The 17,576-nt window shown below is 68.1% G+C and carries 17 protein-coding genes; 11 read left to right on the top strand and 6 right to left on the bottom strand.

Annotated elements, in window-relative coordinates; translation table 11 throughout:
• Positions 1–19 precede the first annotated feature (19 nt).
• From ACK6C6_RS07935 to ACK6C6_RS07980, 10 genes are all read left to right on the top strand, one after another.
• Complete coding sequence (locus tag ACK6C6_RS07935; protein WP_409266752.1) at positions 20–2,404, top strand: bifunctional salicylyl-CoA 5-hydroxylase/oxidoreductase; 2,385 nt, start codon at positions 20–22, stop codon at positions 2,402–2,404.
• A 24-nt stretch (positions 2,405–2,428) separates the two neighbouring features.
• Positions 2,429–3,283 carry an enoyl-CoA hydratase family protein gene (locus ACK6C6_RS07940; protein ID WP_409266753.1) on the top strand — a complete coding sequence of 285 codons (855 nt, stop codon included), beginning with the start codon at positions 2,429–2,431 and terminating at the stop codon, positions 3,281–3,283.
• Position 3,284: 1 nt separating this feature from the next.
• Positions 3,285–4,451: an acyl-CoA dehydrogenase family protein gene (locus ACK6C6_RS07945; RefSeq protein ID WP_409266755.1), complete on the top strand. Its 1,167-nt coding sequence runs from the start codon at positions 3,285–3,287 to the stop codon at positions 4,449–4,451.
• On the top strand, positions 4,451–4,843 hold the full coding sequence (locus ACK6C6_RS07950; RefSeq protein ID WP_209586255.1) for a RidA family protein: 393 nt from the start codon (positions 4,451–4,453) through the stop codon (positions 4,841–4,843). Before ACK6C6_RS07945 ends, ACK6C6_RS07950 begins: the two co-directional genes overlap by 1 nt.
• A gap of 11 nt (positions 4,844–4,854) precedes the next feature.
• On the top strand, positions 4,855–5,469 hold the full coding sequence (locus ACK6C6_RS07955) for a pyridoxamine 5'-phosphate oxidase family protein (protein ID WP_409266756.1): 615 nt from the start codon (positions 4,855–4,857) through the stop codon (positions 5,467–5,469).
• A gap of 229 nt (positions 5,470–5,698) precedes the next feature.
• Entirely contained in the window at positions 5,699–7,309 is a 1,611-nt protein-coding gene (locus ACK6C6_RS07960) for a S10 family serine carboxypeptidase-like protein (RefSeq protein ID WP_409266758.1), read from the top strand.
• Complete coding sequence (locus tag ACK6C6_RS07965) at positions 7,306–7,650, top strand: hypothetical protein (protein ID WP_409266760.1); 345 nt, start codon at positions 7,306–7,308, stop codon at positions 7,648–7,650. Before ACK6C6_RS07960 ends, ACK6C6_RS07965 begins: the two co-directional genes overlap by 4 nt.
• Positions 7,651–7,853: 203 nt before the next feature.
• Positions 7,854–8,072: a hypothetical protein gene (locus ACK6C6_RS07970; protein WP_051306099.1), complete on the top strand. Its 219-nt coding sequence runs from the start codon at positions 7,854–7,856 to the stop codon at positions 8,070–8,072.
• A gap of 94 nt (positions 8,073–8,166) precedes the next feature.
• Positions 8,167–8,703 carry a hypothetical protein gene (locus ACK6C6_RS07975; protein WP_409266762.1) on the top strand — a complete coding sequence of 179 codons (537 nt, stop codon included), beginning with the start codon at positions 8,167–8,169 and terminating at the stop codon, positions 8,701–8,703.
• A 70-nt stretch (positions 8,704–8,773) separates the two neighbouring features.
• Complete coding sequence (locus tag ACK6C6_RS07980; RefSeq protein ID WP_409266763.1) at positions 8,774–9,097, top strand: hypothetical protein; 324 nt, start codon at positions 8,774–8,776, stop codon at positions 9,095–9,097.
• 138 nt (positions 9,098–9,235) lie between these two features.
• Here ACK6C6_RS07980 and ACK6C6_RS07985 read toward each other — a convergent pair whose 3' ends face one another.
• Positions 9,236–11,479: a molybdopterin cofactor-binding domain-containing protein gene (locus ACK6C6_RS07985; protein WP_409266764.1), complete on the bottom strand. Its 2,244-nt coding sequence runs from the start codon at positions 11,477–11,479 to the stop codon at positions 9,236–9,238.
• On the bottom strand, positions 11,476–11,955 hold the full coding sequence (locus ACK6C6_RS07990) for a (2Fe-2S)-binding protein (protein ID WP_409266765.1): 480 nt from the start codon (positions 11,953–11,955) through the stop codon (positions 11,476–11,478). Before ACK6C6_RS07990 ends, ACK6C6_RS07985 begins: the two co-directional genes overlap by 4 nt.
• Before the next feature lie 163 nt (positions 11,956–12,118).
• On the opposite strand from ACK6C6_RS07990, the gene ACK6C6_RS07995 reads away from it, so the two are divergent.
• A complete protein-coding gene (locus tag ACK6C6_RS07995; RefSeq protein WP_409266767.1) occupies positions 12,119–14,104 on the top strand; it encodes a diguanylate cyclase domain-containing protein in 1,986 nt (661 codons plus the stop codon).
• 4 nt (positions 14,105–14,108) lie between these two features.
• Here ACK6C6_RS07995 and ACK6C6_RS08000 read toward each other — a convergent pair whose 3' ends face one another.
• The 4 genes from ACK6C6_RS08000 to ACK6C6_RS08015 form a co-directional block, all read right to left on the bottom strand.
• Positions 14,109–15,458: an erythromycin esterase family protein gene (locus ACK6C6_RS08000; protein ID WP_409266768.1), complete on the bottom strand. Its 1,350-nt coding sequence runs from the start codon at positions 15,456–15,458 to the stop codon at positions 14,109–14,111.
• A 16-nt stretch (positions 15,459–15,474) separates the two neighbouring features.
• Entirely contained in the window at positions 15,475–16,272 is a 798-nt protein-coding gene (locus ACK6C6_RS08005; RefSeq protein ID WP_409266769.1) for a hypothetical protein, read from the bottom strand.
• Entirely contained in the window at positions 16,269–16,979 is a 711-nt protein-coding gene (locus ACK6C6_RS08010; protein WP_409266771.1) for a phosphoribosyltransferase, read from the bottom strand. Before ACK6C6_RS08010 ends, ACK6C6_RS08005 begins: the two co-directional genes overlap by 4 nt.
• A gap of 119 nt (positions 16,980–17,098) precedes the next feature.
• Positions 17,099–17,569, bottom strand: coding sequence for an Hsp20/alpha crystallin family protein (locus ACK6C6_RS08015; protein WP_209586265.1), 471 nt, complete (start codon positions 17,567–17,569; stop codon positions 17,099–17,101).
• Positions 17,570–17,576 lie beyond the last annotated feature (7 nt).

The following is a 17,576-nucleotide window of genomic DNA, read 5'->3' on the forward strand; positions in this document are numbered from 1 at the left end:
CACCTAAGTGGGAGCGGGAATGAACATAGTGTGCGTGGGCGGCGGTCCGGCCGGGTTGTATTTCGGCCTCCTGATGAAAAAGCGCCACCCGGACTACGCCGTCACCGTCGTCGAGCGCAACCGCGCCAGCGACACCTTCGGCTGGGGCGTGGTGTTTTCCGACCAGACGCTCGGTCACCTGGCCGGGGCCGACGAGGAGAGCGCACGCGCCATCCTGCAGTCCTTCAACCACTGGGACGCGATCGACGTCCACTTCAAGGGGCGCAGCGTCACGTCCGGCGGGCACGGCTTCTGCGGCATCGGCCGCAGGCGCCTGCTGAACATCCTGCAGGAGCGCTGCGCCGCGCTGGGCGTACGGCTGGAATTCGAGCACGAAGTGCGCGACGACGCCGAGCTGGCGCGCACCTGCCAGGCCGACCTGGTGGTGGCCTGCGACGGCGTCAACAGCGCGGTACGCACGCGCTATGCCGAGGTGTTCCAGCCGGAAGTCGAACGGCGCCACTGCCGCTTCGTCTGGCTCGGCACGCGCAAGCGCTTCGACGCCTTCACCTTCGCCTTCGAGGAGACCGAACACGGCTGGTTCCAGGCCCACGCCTACCAGTACGACGGCGACACGTCGACATTTATCGTAGAGACACCCGAGGAAACCTGGCAGGCTGCCGGCCTGGAAGCGATGGACCAGGGCGAGGCGCTGGCCTTCTGCGAGCGCCTGTTCGCCCGCTACCTCGACGGCCAGCCGCTGATGGCCAATGCCGCCCACCTGCGCGGTTCCAGCATGTGGATCCGCTTCCCGCGCATCGCCTGCCGCCAGTGGGTCTATTTCCACGAGATCGATGGGCGCCGCGTGCCGGTGGTCCTGATGGGCGACGCCGCCCACACCGCGCACTTCTCGATCGGCTCCGGCACCAAGCTGGCGCTGGAAGACGCGATCGAGCTGGCGCGCTGCCTCGACGACCCGGCCGTGCCCATGGAACAGGCCCTGGGCGCCTACGAGGAAGCGCGCCGGGTCGAGGTGCTCAAGTTGCAGAGCGCGGCGCGCAATTCGATGGAATGGTTCGAGAACGTCAAGCGCTACACGGCCATGGAGGCCGAGCAGTTCGCCTATTCGCTGCTCACGCGCAGCCAGCGCCTGTCGCACGAAAACCTGCGCCTGCGCGACCCGGCCTACGTGTCCGGCTTCGAGCGCTGGTTCGCCGATCGGGCGGCGGCGCAGGCCAGCGTGCCGGCGCCAAGCGGTTTCACGCCGCCGATGTTCACCCCCTATAAAGTGCGCGGCGTGCTGCTGAAGAACCGCGTGATCGTCTCGCCGATGGCCCAGTACTCGGCGGTGGACGGCGCGGTGGGCGACTTCCACCTGGCCCACCTGGGCGCACGCGCCCTCGGTGGCGCGGCGCTGGTGATGGCCGAGATGACCTGCGTCTCGAGCGATGCGCGCATCACGCCCGGCTGCCCCGGCCTGTACACGGAGGAACACACGGCGGCCTGGAAGCGCATCGTCGACTTCGTGCACGCGAATTCCGACGCGAAGATCGGCGTGCAGCTGGGCCACGCCGGCGCCAAGGGCTCGACCCGGCCGATGTGGGACGGAATCGACCTGCCGCTCGAGGAGGGCAACTGGCCGCTGGTCTCGAGCTCGCCCCAGCAATACCTGAAAGGGGTGTCGCAGCTGGCGCGCGAAGCCACGCCCGAGGACCTGGAACGCATCAAGCGCGACTTCGTGCGCGCCACCCGGGCGGCGCACGAGGCGGGCTTCGACTGGCTGGAACTGCACTGCGCCCACGGCTACCTGCTGTCGAGTTTTATCTCGCCGCTGACCAACCGCCGCCAGGACGCCTATGGCGGCAGCCTGGAAAACCGCTGCCGCTATCCGCTCGAGGTATTCGCCGCGATCCGCGCGGTGTGGCCCGCAGACAAACCGATCAGCGTGCGCCTGTCGGCCCACGACTGGGTCGAGGGCGGCATTACCCCGGATGATGCGGTGGCGATCGCGCGCCTGTTCAAGGAAGCGGGCGCGGACATGATCGATTGCTCGTCGGGCCAGGTCAGCAAGGAAGAAAAGCCGGTGTACGGACGGATGTTCCAGACCCCGTTCGCCGACCGTATCCGCAACGAAGCCGGCATCCCCACCATCGCGGTCGGCTCCATCTACGAGGCCGACCACGTCAACGGCATCGTCTCGGCCGGCCGCGCCGACCTGTGCGCCGTCGCCCGGCCGCACCTGGCCAACCCGGCCTGGACGTTGAACGAGGCGGCGCGCATCGGCTACGCCGGCGCCGCCTGGCCGCGCCAGTACCGCCCCGGCAAGCTGCAGCTCGAACGCAACCTGGAGCGCGAGCGCCAGATGCAGGCGGCCGGCAGCGGTTTGACGCCGCAGCAGCTGGCCGCACGCCTGCTCGAAGGCTGAATCCATTTAATCAGGAGTTACCGCATGCATTACCTACCGGGCGAAGCGCACCGGCTGCCGGGCAGCCGCGCCAGCCTTGCCGGCTACCAGGCCACCCACTTCCAGTACGCCGTGCAGGACCGGGTGGCGACCATCCTTCTCAACCGGCCGGAGCGCAAGAATCCGCTCACCTTCGAGTCCTACGCCGAGCTGCGCGACCTGTTCCGCGCCCTGGCCTACGCGGACGACGTCAAGGCGATCGTCATCGCCGGCGCGGGCGAGAACTTCTGCTCGGGCGGCGACGTGCACGAGATCATCGGCCCGCTCACCAAACTCGACATGCCCGGCCTGCTGGCCTTTACCCGCATGACGGGCGACCTGGTCAAGGCGATGCGCGCCTGCCCGCAGCCGATCGTCGCCAGCGTGGACGGGGTCTGCGCCGGCGCCGGCGCGATCCTGGCCCTGTCCTCCGACATCCGTTACGGCACCGCGCGCAGCAAGACCGCCTTCCTGTTCACCCGCGTCGGCCTGGCCGGCTGCGACATGGGCGCCTGCGCGCTGCTGCCGCGCGTGATCGGCCAGGGCAGGGCGGCCGAGCTGCTCTATACCGGCCGCGCATTGACGGGCGAGGAAGCGGAGCGCTGGGGCTTCTTCAACCGCCTGTGTGAGCCGGATACGGTGCTGGGCGAAGCGCAGGCCTTCGCAGCAACGCTCGCCAACGGCCCGACCTTCGCGCATGGCATGACCAAGAAGATGCTGCAGCAGGAGTGGAACATGGGCGTGGACGAAGCCATCGAGGCCGAAGCCCAGGCCCAGGCGATCTGCATGGCGACCAATGACTTCCACCGTGCCTACCACGCCTTCGTGGCCAGGGACACGCCGCGCTTCGAGGGGGATTGAGATGGCGGACCGCGATTACCTCGACTGGCCCTTCCTGGAACCGCGTCACCGCGCGCTGGCTTTGGCGCTCGATGCGTGGGCGGGTGAACATTTGCAGCATGCGCATGGCCGCGACGTCGATGCTGCCTGCCGGGCGCTGGTAAAGGAACTCGGCGCCGGCGGCTGGCTGCAGCATGCCGTTGGCGGCGCCGGCCGGCAGATCGACACCCGCGCCATCTGCCTGATCCGCGAAACGCTGGCGCGCCATGCCGGCCTGGCGGATTTTGCCTTCGCCATGCAGGGACTGGGCAGCGGCGCGATCTCGCTGTTCGGTAAGGCAGAGCAGCAGGAAACCTGGCTGCCGCGCGTGGCGGGCGGCCAGGCCATCGCCGCCTTCGCGCTGTCCGAGCCGCAGGCCGGCTCGGACGTGGCCGCCATGCAGTGCGCCGCCCGGCCCGATGGCGACAGCTACGTGCTCGATGGCGAGAAGACCTGGATCTCCAACGGCGGCATCGCCGACTTCTATGTCGTGTTCGCACGGACCGGCGACGGCGGCGGCGAGGGCAGCAGGGGTTCGCGCGGCATCTCCGCCTTCATCGTCGAAGCCGGCACGCCCGGCTTCGAGATCGCCGAGCGCATCGAGGTGATCGCCCCGCACCCGCTGGCGCGCCTGCGCTTCAAGGCCTGCCGGGTGCCGCTTGCCAACCGCATCGGCGAGGAAGGGCAGGGTTTCAAGGTGGCGATGGCCACGCTCGACGTGTTCCGCACCTCGGTGGCGGCGGCCAGCCTCGGCTTCGCACGCCGGGCGCTGGATGAAGCCTTGAAGCGTGCCCGCGAACGGGCGATGTTCGGCAAGACCCTGGCCGACTTCCAGCTGACCCAGGCCAAGCTGGCGCAGATGGCCACCGGGATCGATGCAGCGGCCTTGCTGACCTACCGCGCGGCCTGGCTGCGCGACGGGGGCAAGCGTGTCACGAAAGAAGCCGCGATGGCCAAGCTGACCGCGACCGAGACCGCCCAGCAGGTGATCGACGCGGCCGTGCAACTGTTCGGCGGGCAGGGCGTGGTCAGCGGCGAGACCGTCGAGACGCTCTACCGTGAAATCCGCGCGCTGCGCATCTACGAGGGCACGAGCGAAGTGCAGCTCCTGATCATCGCGCGCGAACTGCTGGCCCAGGAGGGGAACTGATGGATATCCTGCAACCACCCGGCTGGGTGCGCCCGAAGGGCTACTCGAACGGCGTCGCCGCCCGCGGCCGCCAGGTCTACGTGAGCGGCATGATCGGCTGGGATGCCGAGTGCCGCTTCCAGACCGACGATTTCGTGGCACAGGCGCGTCAGGCGCTGGAAAACGTGGTCGCCGTGTTGAAGGAGGCAGGGGCCGGGCCCGAGCACATCGTGCGCATGACCTGGTACGTGCTCGACCGGCAGGAATACCTGCAGGCCGGCGCGGCGCTCGGCGCCGCCTACCGGGACGTGATCGGGCGCCATTATCCGACCATGAGCGCGGTGCAGGTGGCGGCGCTGATGGAAGAACGCGCCCGCATCGAGATCGAAGTGACTGCCGTGGTGCCGGATTGAACGGAAGGCCCATGACCGACCATCTCGTGACCGACCTCGCCTCGCTGGAGGCCCTGTTCGGCGACGTCGCGGCGCCGTCGCTCGCCAAGGAAACCGACAGCCTGCACCCTGTCTACGCGCGCTGGCTGGCGCAGGCGCGCTTCGCCCTGCTGGCCACGAACGGGCCGCAGGGACTGGACGTCTCGCCGCGTGGCGACGCCGGACCGATCGTGCGCATCGTCGACGAACAGACGCTGTTGTTGCCGGAGCGGCGCGGGAACAATCGCATCGACAGCCTGCGCAACCTGGTCGCCGATCCGCGCGCCGGCCTGCTGTTCATGATTCCGGGCGTCGGCGAAACCCTGCGGGTGCGGGGCCGCGCGCAGATCTCCGTCGAGCCGGACTTGCTCGCATCGTTCGAACACGAAGGCAAGCGGCCGATCTGCGTCCTGCGCATTGCCGTCGACAAGGTCTTCTTCCAATGTGCGCGTTCGATCCTGCGCTCGCGGCTCTGGCATCCCCAGGAGCACGATACCGCGGGCGTACCGTCGCCGGGGACGATGCTGGCCGCGCTCACCCGCGGCCAGATCGATGGCGGCGCGTATGACAGTGCTCTGCCACAGCGGCAGCGCGATTCGCTTTACTAATATCGGACCAAAAACGCAAGAGCTGATCGTCGTGTTGGCGAAGCTCGCCCTCCTGCTGGAGGGCGATGGCGAGCGACATTTGTCTGCCTGGATGCTTCACGAGATCGACTGCTCCTGAGCGCGTAATCAAATGGAGCGTCAGGCGGCCCGTTCCGCCGCTGAATTACTGTTGAGTTTTCCTGCAGTCGGCGCATAATCGGCCCTACCGCCAGTTTCCATCAGGATAATCATGGCCCGTCAAACTCCTGTGTGCCGGTCGTACCCCAGCGGCCCGATACCTGTCTTGACCAGCCTGCTGCTCGCAGCGTCCCTGGCCGCGTGCGGCGGCGGTGGAGGCGGCGCCCCGGCCGCGGCGCCCGCGCCGCCGGTACAGGCGCCGCCGCCGGTCCCGGCCCTGCCGGGCAGCTACGCCGACCCGGTCGTCTACTCGGGCGCTGCCACGGCCTCGCTGGCGAGCGCGCAGGAGGGCGCCGCCAAGGTGCAGGCGCGCATCACGCTCGACGGCAAAGCGCTCGACTACACCGCCACCACCGGCCACCTGACGGCCACCGACCTGCAAACCGGCCAGCCGGCGGCGTCCTTCTTTTACGTCGCCTACACCGCGGGCACGCAAGCCGCGGCGCAGCGGCCGCTCACCTTCTTCTACAACGGCGGGCCGGGTTCTGCCTCGATCTGGCTGCACCTGGGCTCCTTCGGGCCGCGCCGCCTGGCCACGGGCTTCCCGTCCACCGAGCCGCCCGCCAGTCCGCCGGCGCTGGTCGACAACCAGGAAACCCTGCTGGAGCATTCCGACCTCGTGTTCGTGGACGCCGTGGATACCGGTTATTCGCAGGCGATCGCGCCGCGTACCAATGCCCAGTTCTGGGGTGTCGACCAGGACGCGGCGGCCTTCCGCGACTTCGTGCGCCGCTACCTCGCGGCCAACAACCGGCAGGCCTCGCCGCTCTACCTGTACGGCGAATCCTATGGCGCGCCGCGCACGGCCGTGCTGGCGAACCTGCTGGAAAGCGCCGGGGTGCGCGTCGCCGGCGTCATGCTGCAGTCGGCCGCCATGAATTACTACAGCAACTGCGGCATGTTCAATCCCGGCCAGGCCAGCTGCGAAGGCTATATCCCGAGCTATGCCGCGGTCTCGCGCTACCACCTGAACGGCAGCCTGCCGACCGATTTTTCGTCGGTATTGCAGGGCGCACGCGCGTTCGCGGCGGGCAGCTATCGCAGCGAGGTGAATGCGTTCATCGGTAGCGGCGCGGCGCCGAGCGAGGCCACGCTGGCGCAGCTGGTCGCCTATGCCGGGCTGACCACGCTCACCTGGCGCCAGGATCTGTCGATGACACCCGGCGCCTACCGCGCGCGCCTGCTGCCGGGCCAGGTGATCGGGCGCTACGATGCCCGGGTGAGGGCGCCCGTCGGCAGTGCGCTGGCGCAAGGCGGCGATCCGTCGATGACGCTGGTGGGCGGCGCCTTCGTCGACTCCATCCGCCCCTATCTCGAGAGCGAACTGCGGTATACGGCGCTCACGCCCTATGTGAGTTCCAACAATGTGCTCAACCTGTGGAACTTCAGCCACGACGGCAAGACGCTGCCGGACACGATTCCGGACCTGGCCGCGGCCCTGACGCTCAATCCGTCGCTGAAGGTGATCGCCATGAGCGGCTACCATGACTTGGCGACGCCCTTCTACCAGACCGAGCTCGACCTGGCGCGCCTGGGTGCGGGCAACGCCATCCAGATCCGCAACTACGACAGCGGCCACATGAGCTACCTGGACGACCGCGTGCGCCGCCTCCAGAAGGCGGATCTGCGTGCTTTCTACAACAGCGTATCGGTGGCACAATGAAGATCATGCTGCTCTTTTTCTTCCTCCTGGGTACGGCGGGCTTCACTGACGCGCAGGTGCCGCTCGGTGCCGACGCCCAGCTTCCGCCGGCTTTGCGGAACCGTCCGGCCGACGCGTCGCCGGCGGCGGGGGCGGCACTGCGTGCGCAGGCGCTGGCCAAGCTGGAAGCGCAATTCCGGGCGGCCGACCTGGATGGCAACCGCACGCTGTCGCGCGAGGAGGCGAAAGGGTTTGGATTCGTCTCCCGGCATTTCGACGCCATCGATACCCGGGGTCGCGGGGCCGTCAGCTTCGAGGAGCTGCGTGCCTATCTGGAAGGTGCGCAAGCGAGGCGGCGCTGAGCGGCACGCCAGGTTCCGGGCGGACGCCGCCGCAGGAGCGCTCCTACGTCAAGGCAAGTGTCGAGCACCTTGCCCCTTTCTGCACATCGCGGTAAGTTGGCGATACCAAACCTGAGATAGGGAGAACCGCCATGCGCGCATTGATCGTGACGGCAGCAAGCGCCCTTTGCTTGCTCGGGTGTGCGACGCCCCAGGAAAAGGCAATGCAGCAACAAGCCGAGATGGAGCGCCTGATCACCGAATTCGGACCAGCCTGCACCCAGCTGGGTTTTGCAGTCAATTCCGACCCTTGGCGAAATTGCGTCGTCCAGCTGGCCGAGCGCGACGGTGTCCGGCGCGGCGGCGTATCGACCTCGATCTTCGGCGGCTTCGGCAGCGGGGGACGGAGCGGCCTGGGGATCGGCATCGGCATCGGGCGCTAGCGTGGCGCAGCCAGCCTTAAGTGAGTTTCCACGCATATCTTTAGGCTGGGACATGGCATCATTCGCGATGAGATCCTCATCCGAAAGGAAAACCATGAAGTTTGCAGTCCATGCCATGCTCGGCTTGTCGCTGGTCGCCGTGAACCCCGCCTTTGCCGCCTCCGCGGCGCCACCGGCACAGGTTGCGGCGCAAAGTCCTGCCCACATCAAGGCCGTGCAAGACCTGCTGGCCGCCATGCAGGCCGAGAAAACACTGCGCGGCGTCGCCGCGCGCAGCCGCTATCCGAGCGAAGCACAACGCAAGGACGTGTTCGCCAAACTCGACCGCACGCCGCCCGCCGAGGTCCATCGGCGTCTGGCGCTGCCGATGGCGAAGGTGATCTCCGCCGATACCGCGACCGAGATGACCCGCTTCTACAACACGCCCTACGGCAAGCAGCTCATCCAGCAAAAGTACAACAGCGGTCCGCAGATCATGTTCCCGGGAGCGAAGCCGGTCGTGCCGCCGGAAGAGAAGAAGGAGCGCAAGCGCGCCGCCTACGTCAAGGCCAGCAAGGAGCTGGCGGATGCGCAGCCGGTGCTGGAGAGCGAAGCCTTCAAGCTGCTGCAACAGATTAACAAGGGACGCTAGAAGCAGCGTACGCGCCGGCCCGCGCGCATTTCTGGTACGGTCTCTCCAACAGGAAATCGAAGGAGGCACCATGAACAAGCAGCTCGTACGTGTGATCGAGAACTTCCAGGATGCGGAGCGGGCGCGCGAGGCGCTGCTGGACGCGGGCTTCGACCGGGACGGCATCGAGATCAGCCATACCGGCGACGAGGCCGGTCCGTCGGAAGCCAATTTCACGGTGGGCGACTCGCCCGCGGTGAAGGGCGGCACCGACTACAAGGACGTGTACACGCCGGGGCTGGAGATCGGCAAGTGCGTCGTCACCGTCACCGCCGACGAATCGCGGCTCGAGAAGGCGGCGTCGATCCTCGAGTATCACGGCGCCAAGGACAACGACCCGGCGCACCGACACTGAGCGTCTAACAAATTCCCCCATGGCGGCGTTGCATCGTCTCGCCGTACTAACGTACTGTCTTCGACGATGCGCCTTGCCCTGGGGGCTTTGTTAGACGCTCTAAAAGATAGCGGGCGCCATCCGGCGCCCGTTGTCCCATCAGCTCCAGCTGAGGTCGGTCTTGCTCAGTGGCAGCTGACGCACCCGCTTGCCGGTCGCGGCAAAGATCGCGTTGCACACGGCCGGCGCCAGCGGCGGCAGGGCGGGCTCGCCCAGGCCCGTCACCGGATTATCGGTCTTGATGAAGTGCGTCTCGATCCTGGTCGGGGTGTCCGGCATGCGCAGCAACCCGTAATCGTGGAAGTTGCTCTGCACGATGCGGCCGTTCTCGATGTTCAGCTCCGGGAACATCAAGGTCGACAGGCCGTCGATGACCGAGCCTTCCACCTGGTTCTCGGCGCCCGACAGGTTGACGATCTGCGAACCGACGTCGGCCGCCACCACTATCCGGTCCACCTTCAGCTTGCCCTCGCGCGACACGGTCACTTCGGCCACCTGCGCCACGTAGCCGCGGTGGCTGAAGTGGAAGGCGATGCCCTGGCCCTGGCCGCGCGGGAAGCTCTTCTTGCCCCAGCCGGCGCGTTGCGCCACTTCGACCAGCACGTTGCGCATGCGCTTGACGTCGTAAGGCTGGCCGCGTTCGAAGCTGGCCGGCACCAGGTCCTTGCTACCCAACAGCTCGAGGCGGAACTCGAGCGGGTCGCGTCCGCCGGCATGCGCCAGCTCGTCGATGAAGCTGTGCAGCACCCATGAGAACACGCAGCTGCCCGGCGCGCGCCAGGGGCCCATCGGCACCCGGGTTTCCAGCATGGTCTGTTCGAACAGGCAGTTATCCAGCCAGCGGCCCGGGAATTCGTCGCTCGAGAGGTTGCCGCCGCTGCCCGGTTGCAGGACGCTCTTGCCCTCGCGCTCGACGCGGTTGGCGAAGGTCACGAAATGGTTGTGCCAGGCCACCGCCTTGCCGGCCGCATCCACGCCGCCGCGCAGGAAGTGGAAGCCGCCCGGGCGGAAGTGGTCGTGCTGCAGGTCGTCCTCGCGGGTCCAGGTCAGCTTGACCGGCGCCGCGACCCGCTTCGCGATGGCGGTCGCCTCGACGATGAAGTCCGAGCTCAGGCGGCGCCCGAAACCGCCGCCGCTGCGGATGATGTGGAGCAAGATTTTTTCTTTCGGGATGCCGAAGGTCGATGTCACCAGGGCCTGGCCGGAGCCCGGGTTCTGGGTCGGCGCCCACAGTTCCAGCGCGCCGTCTTCCTTGAACCAGGCGGTGCAGTTCTGCGGCTCCATGCTCGCGTGCGAGATGAAGGGGTAGCTGTAGGCCGCTTCCACCACCTTGGCTGCCTTGCCCAGCGCGCCCGGGACGTCGCCATCCTTGCGTACCGTGGCGGCGCCGGCCTTCTTTGATGCGGCCTGGGCCTGGGCCGTGAAATCGGCCCAGCTGTGGTTCGCGCCTTCGCCTTCGTCCCACGTCACCTGCAGCTCGCGGCGGGCGCGCAGCGCGGCCCAGGTCGAGGTGGCGACGATCGCCACGCCCGGGCGCAGGCCGTTCAGGTTGCTGGTACCTTCGACGATGAACGCATCCTTCACGCCCGGCATGTCCTTGATCGCGTCCAGGTTGGCCTTGACGGGCTTGCCGCCGAAGACCGGGCACTTGGCATACACGGCGTACAGCATGCCGGGCAGGCGCACGTCGATGCCGAACAGCGGCTTGCCACTGACGATGGCCGCGTTGTCCACGCCGCCGATGCGGGTGCCCAGCAGCTTGTAGGTGGAGGGGTCTTTCAACACCACGCTCTTCGCATCGGGCACCGGCAGCTTCGACGCCGCTTCCACCAGGGCGCCGTAGGCGAGGCGGCGCTTGCTCTGGCCGTGGACGACGGCGCCCTTGGCCGCTGCGCATTCGGAGACCGGCACGCTCCAGGTATTGGCCGCGGCCTGCACCAGCATCATGCGGGCGGCGGCGCCGAGGCGGTGGAAGTTCTCGTAGTTGTTCGGGGTCGAGGTCGAGCCGCCGGCGCCCTGCGGGCCGTACAGGGCGGGGTCGAGGTCGCCCTGGACGACACGTACGTCCTTCCAGTCCACCTCGAGCTGTTCGGCGATCACCATCGGCAGCGAGGTCTTGATGCCTTGCCCGATCTCGGGCTGCTTCGAGATGAGCGTCACGCGTCCGTCACGGCCGATGCGAATGAAAGCGTTCGGGGTGAAATCGGCGCCGGCGGCCGTGTTCGCGGCCGCTGCCAGCACGCCTTCGGCCGACATGCCGAGCATGAAGGCGCCGCCTACGGCGGAAGTGCGCAGGAAGCTGCGGCGGGAAGGGGAACTCGGTGCGCTCTTCAGTTGGCTCATTTCTTGCCCTTTGCGGTGGAAGCGATCTCGGCGGCGCGATGGATGCCGGCGCGGATGCGCGTGTAGGTGGCGCAGCGGCACAGGTTGCCGGACATCGCTTCGTCGATCTGCGCATCGGTCGGCTTCGGGTGCTGCTTCAGCAGATGGCAGGCGCTCATGATCTGGCCCGACTGGCAGTAGCCGCATTGCGGCACGTCGAGTTCCTGCCAGGCCAGCTGCAGCGGATGCTGCGCCTTCGGATCGAGGCCCTCGATGGTGGTGATCTTCTGCTTGCCCAGGCTGGACACCGGCGTCAGGCAGGCGCGCGCCGGCACGCCGTCGATGTGCACGGTGCAGGCGCCGCACTGGCCGAGGCCGCAGCCATACTTGGTGCCGACCAGGCCGAGGCTGTCCCGCAGGGCCCACAGCAGCGGCGTGTCGGGTTCGACCTCCACGGCCTGCGTCTTGCCGTTGATGTGCAGCGTGTATTTACTCATGCGAAGCCTCGTGGTTTGCGGGAAAGAAATAAGAGCGAATCCGACATGCTAATCCAATCGAACGGTCTGAACAATATTGACCGGGTGCCTGTCTAACGGAGCGGTATGGATACAAGGAACGTGTAATACTTTGTCATCCTGCTGATCCGTTTCGTGATATTTCATGACCCAACAAGGTCCACGCCTGGCATCGGCGAACCTCAAGCTGCGGCTGGCCTCGGTGGCAGCCGTACTGGTGTTCGCCGCCACCCTCCTGGTAACGCTCTCGACGCTGTCGGTGGCCGAGCGCGACATGAAGGGCGTGATCGGCGACCAGCAGTACACCCTGCTGTCCGGCGCGGCCTCCTTCATGGACGACCGCCTGGCCGAGCGGCTGGGGCAGGTCGAAGCGCTCGCCGCCGGCATTCCGCCACGGCTGCGCACCGACTGGACCGGGCTGCGGGCTTTCCTTGCCGACCAGATGAAGCTCTGGGACGCCAACGAATACCTGAACCTGGTGGTCTTCGATGCCGACGGCGAGCTGCGCCTGTCGGTGCGCGAATTGCCGGGGGCGGCGTCCCTCAACGCGCGCGGCACCGATTACTTCGAGCGCACGCTCCAGACGCGCAAGGGCGTGATCTCGCGGCCGATCCGCAGCCGCCTGACGGGCAACCATATCGTGGTCTTCAGCGCGCCGGTACTGGACGAATCGGGCAAGGTGGCGGCGGTGCTGACCGGCAGCGTGGACCTGCGGCGTTCCGGCTTCCTGCGCCAGATCAGCACCCTCAAGCCGGGCAAGACCGGCTACCTGTTCCTGATGACGGCCGAGGGCATGGTCATCGACCATCCCGACGAATCGCGCCTGTTCCAGTACGTCGGCAGCACGCCCGGCGTGAACCAGGGAACCGACCGCGCCCTGGCCGGCTTCGAAGGCTGGCTCGAAACCGAAAGCAAGGACGGCACCGATTCGATCTACGCCTACAAGCGCCTGCGCTCCACCGGATGGATCCTGGCGGCGCGCTATCCGAGCGCGGAGGCCTTTGCGCCGATGGACAGGATGCGTTACAACGCCTTCTTCAGCGCCGGTGGCCTGGCGCTGGCTGCCGGCCTGCTGGCCTGGGTGCTGGTGTTCCGGTTGCTGGCGCCGCTGCAGGACCTGCGCGACAACGTCGCCGCGATTCGCGAGGACGGCGCCGACATCGACGTGCTGCGCGACGGGCGCAAGGACGAAATCGGCGAACTGGGGCGGGCCTTTCATGCACTCATGGCCGAGCGCGAGCTGGCCGAGAACCACCGGGCGGCCAGCGAGCGGCGCCTGCGCATGATCACCGACAACCTACCTGTCCTGATTTCCTATATCGACCGCCATCACTGCTTCCGCTTCGGGAACGCCACCTATGAAAAGTGGTTCGGCATCACGCCCGAGCAACTGGTCGGGATGCCGGTGGCGAAACTGCTGGGTGCGGAAACCGAGGCGGACATCTCGCCGCACCTGGAGCAGGCCTTCGGCGGGCAGGCGGTGACGCACGAGGTGCGCATTCGGGTGCAGGGCGAACCGCGCATCCTGCAGGCTACCTACATCCCGGACCAGCAGCCGGACGGCAGCGTGGCGGGTGCGTACGCGCTGGTGCACGACATGACCCGCGTGAAGGAAGTCGAGGAGCAGCTGCAGCAGCTGGCGCGGGTCGACACCCTGACCGGCATCGCCAATCGCCGCATGTTCGGCGAGACCCTGCACCACGCGCTCGACCGCGCGCGCCGCAGCGGCAAGCCGCTGGCCCTGGCCTACCTGGACATCGACCATTTCAAGAAGATCAACGATACCCATGGACACGGCATCGGCGACGAAGTGCTGAAGGAATTCGCACGCCGCCTCAGCGCCGGCGTGCGCGCCACCGACACCCCGGCGCGCCTGTCGGGCGACGAGTTCGTCGTCATCCTCGAAGAAATCGGCGCCCGCGTCGAGGCCGAGCACATCGCGGGGAAGATCGTGGAAAGCATGCGGGTGCCGTTTCGCACCAGCTCCGGGCCGGTACAGGTCTCGACCAGCGTCGGCGTGGCGCTGTCGCAGCCGCGCCAGCCCCAGGAACAGCTGCTGGCGGCGGCCGACAGTGCGCTGTACTTGGCGAAGGGGCAGGGCAGGAACGGCTACGCCTTCTTCGAAGGCTAAGAACCTACAAGCCCTGCGGATAGGTCTCCGGCGGCTCGTCCGAATGCCAGCCGCTGGTCGCATCCAGCGGCGTCACCGCGCTGCTGCGGTCGATGTGGATCACCGCATCGAACTGGCGCGGCAGCTGGGCCATGAAGTAGTGGCTCTGGCGCTCGGTGCGCGGCAGGTAGAGCACGCCGATGGCGCGTTCCAGCCGTTCTTCCATCAGCAGGTCGCGCGCCGCGCCGGGTTCGCGCAGCGGCAGGAAGAAGCGCTCCATGCCGACGCTGTGCAGCAGGTGCTCGTAGCTGCCGGGCATGCCGGGCCGGACGTGCTTGTGTTCGGCAGGGCCGTCCCATTCCGAGGCCGCCGTCACCCGGCCGTCATAGGTGGTGAAACCGATCAGGCAGGCATCCTGGCCATAAGCCTTGCGCGCCAGCTCGCCCACGTTCCATTCGCCCTGGCGGCCGATCTCGGTGGCGCGCGCGTCGCCGATGTGCGAGTTGTGCTCCCAGACGACGATCTTGGCCGGCTTGCCTTCGCGCGACAAGTGGCGCGCGAGCGCGTCGAGGGTTTCGGCCATGTGGCTGTCGCGCAGGTTCCAGGACGAGATGCGCCCGCGGAACATGGTGCGGTAGTACTCCTCGGCGTTCTTCACCAGGCGCGCGTTCTGCTGGGCGTAGAAGAAGGCATCTTCGGCGCTGGCGCCGTCGGCCTGCATGTAGTCGAAGGCGCGCTGCTGCAAATCCTGCAGCGCCGCGTTGACGCCTTTCTGGCACGACTCGGACAGGCCGACGCTGGCCGCATAGCCGTAATGCTGGCTGTCCTGGTCGTAGTGGTCGAAGCAGGCGTAGCGGCGCCGGGTTTCCTCGGCGGCTACCGGGTCGACTCCTTCCAGGTAGCGCACGACTTCCTGGATCGAGGTGAACAGGCTGTACAGGTCGAGCCCGTAGAAGCCGGCCTTGGTCTTGCCGCCCCCGGCGCCCGCGGCGTCGTTGCGCTCCCGCAGCCACTCCACGAAAGCCAGTACCGAGGTATTCCTCCACATCCAGGCGGGAAAGCGTTCGAAGCCGGACAGGGCGGCGCGCCCGTCGGCGTCCGCGCCTTCGCCGCGCACGTAGCGGTTGACGCGCCAGGCGTCGGGCCAGTCGGCTTCGACCGCCACCGCCGTGAAGCCCTTTTCCTCGATCAGGCGCTGGGTGATGCGCGCGCGCTCGTCGTAGAACTCGGCGCTGCCATGGGTGGCCTCGCCGAGCAGCACGAAGCGCGCATCGCCGACGAGCTCGAGGAGCGGGTCGTAGTCGGACGCGCTGCCCGTGAGAGGCCGGGCGGCCGCACGCAGGACGCCGGTTTCGTGGTCGCTGACGCTGGCCATGGACGCATCGCCTCGCTCAGTGCAGGTAACGGCTGCCGGACTGCTCGCTTGGGGGGATCATCGGCGCCTGGCCATGCTCGTCCTGCTGGTTCATCTGCGGCAGCCGGGCCGGCATGTTGTCGCTGACGCGGTAGGTCTTGTCGCGCGTGCCTTGCCACAGCAGGGCCAGGCCGGCCAGTCCGATCAGCAGGCCGCCCGGAGAGCGGCGCATCAGGCTGAGCAGGCCCAGCACGCCGCCGCCCACCAGGGCCGGATGGGCTCCTTCGAGATAGTCGGGGCCGCGCTGGTCCCGGGCGCTGCCGCGCGCGCCGCGCAGCCGTGCGGACAGTCCGCCGCGCGCACGCTGCCCGGCCTCGAGCTCTCGGGCCGTCTCGTAGCGCTTGTAGCGCGCCGGCGAACGGCTGGTCTCGGATTCGTAGCCGCGCATGCTGCTGCCGTCGGCCGCGGCCCTGGCGCGCTCGCGCACGCGTTCGGCACTGTCTTCCAGGCGATGGGTCGCCTCCTGGGCGCTGTGGCGGGCGCGTTCGAGCATCGGCGCCGCCTTGGCCTGCACGCGGTCGGCGCCGCGCGACAGGGCGCTGGCGGCGCTGTCCTTCAGCCCCACCAGGCGGTCGCCGGCGCTGTGCAGCACACCGTCGACCGTCGCCCCGGTGCGGGCGCCGGCTGCGCGCACCGCGGACACTGCGCGCGAACGGCGCGCGGAGCCGCGTTCGGGATCCAGCAGGTACATCAGCAGCGCTCCGGCCGCTGCCGCACCCAGCCATTTACCCACGCTGCCCACATCGGTTGCCGTCTCGGTTGGAATTGGTTTCATGTCCGCTCCTTTCTGTTGTCCTTGTTCCCCTGCTGCCCACCATTCGGCGCGGCGGGCGCCGCCCATGCCTGTGCCAGCAGGTCCTGTACTTCTTCGTCATCCGTCTGCCCGAACGACCGGTAGAACTGGCCGACCGCATGGAGGCGGGGCGGGGCAAGCGGGCAGACGACTTCGTCGGCTTCGCGCGCGAGCCGTTCGAGGGTGTCGGGCGCGCCCACCGGCGCCGCCACCACCAGTTGCGCGACCCGGTGCTTGCGCACCACCTGGACCGCGGCCAGCATGCTGGCCCCGGTCGCAATGCCGTCGTCGACCAGGATCACGCAGCGGCCTTCGAGCCGCGGCGGCGGGCGTCCGCCCCGGTAGAGGCGGTCGCGCCGCTCGAGCTCGGCCAGTTCGCGCGCGGCCACCTGATCCACCTGTTCCTGGGTCACGCCCAGCAGGCCGGGCACGCCCGGCTGCAGCACGCGCACGCCGCCGCTGCCGATCGCGCCCATCGCGTATTCCTCGTTGCCGGGCATGCCCAGCTTGCGCACCAGCAGGACGTCGAGCTCCGCGCCGAGGGCCTGGGCCACCACGAAGGCCACCGGCACGCCGCCGCGCGGCAGGCCGAGCACGATCGGGTCGGCCCGGCCGGCGAGATGCCGCAAGCTGCGCGCCAGTTGTCGGCCGGCGTGGGTGCGGTCCTTGTAGCCTTCGGTCTCCGGCATGGTGAAGCGCATAGAACGAAACGTAGCCATGGTAGAACGCAAAACGGCCGCGCCGCGCCGCGGCAGGGCGCCGCAACGCGGGACGCGGACCATGGACTGCGCCGGGCGTGGCCGGGCGATTACTGGATGGTCAGGCGGCGTGCTTCAGTGCCCTGCTTTTTGGGCAGGCTCAGCTGCAGTACGCCGTTCTCCAGCTTTGCCTGTGCCGAACCGTCGTCGACTTCGGTGGGCAGGGCGAAGCTGCGCATGAACCTGCGTGCGGTGCGTTCAGCATACACCACGGTTTCACCCTCGCGGCGTTCGTTTGCCGAGCGGCATTCCGCCTCGATGGTGACACGCTGCCCGTCGACCGAGACCTTGACGTCCTCCTTGTTCACGCCGGGGAGTTCGGCCTGGATTTCGTAGGTCTTCTCGGTTTCGCTGACGTCCAGCCGCGGCGTCGCGGCGCCTTCGCCGGCCCATTGCCCGCCCTGTGCGAGCGGGGCGAAGAAGTCCTGGAACATGCTCTCGACCATGCGCCCGAACTGGTCCTCGACGGCGCCCGGACGGTAGGCCGGGAGCGGGCTATTGCCTCGTCTAATGAGATTCATGATGGCC

The sequence above is a fragment of the Massilia sp. BHUDP2 genome (genome assembly GCF_046236355.1).
GTDB classification, from domain to species: domain Bacteria; phylum Pseudomonadota; class Gammaproteobacteria; order Burkholderiales; family Burkholderiaceae_D; genus Telluria; species Telluria varians.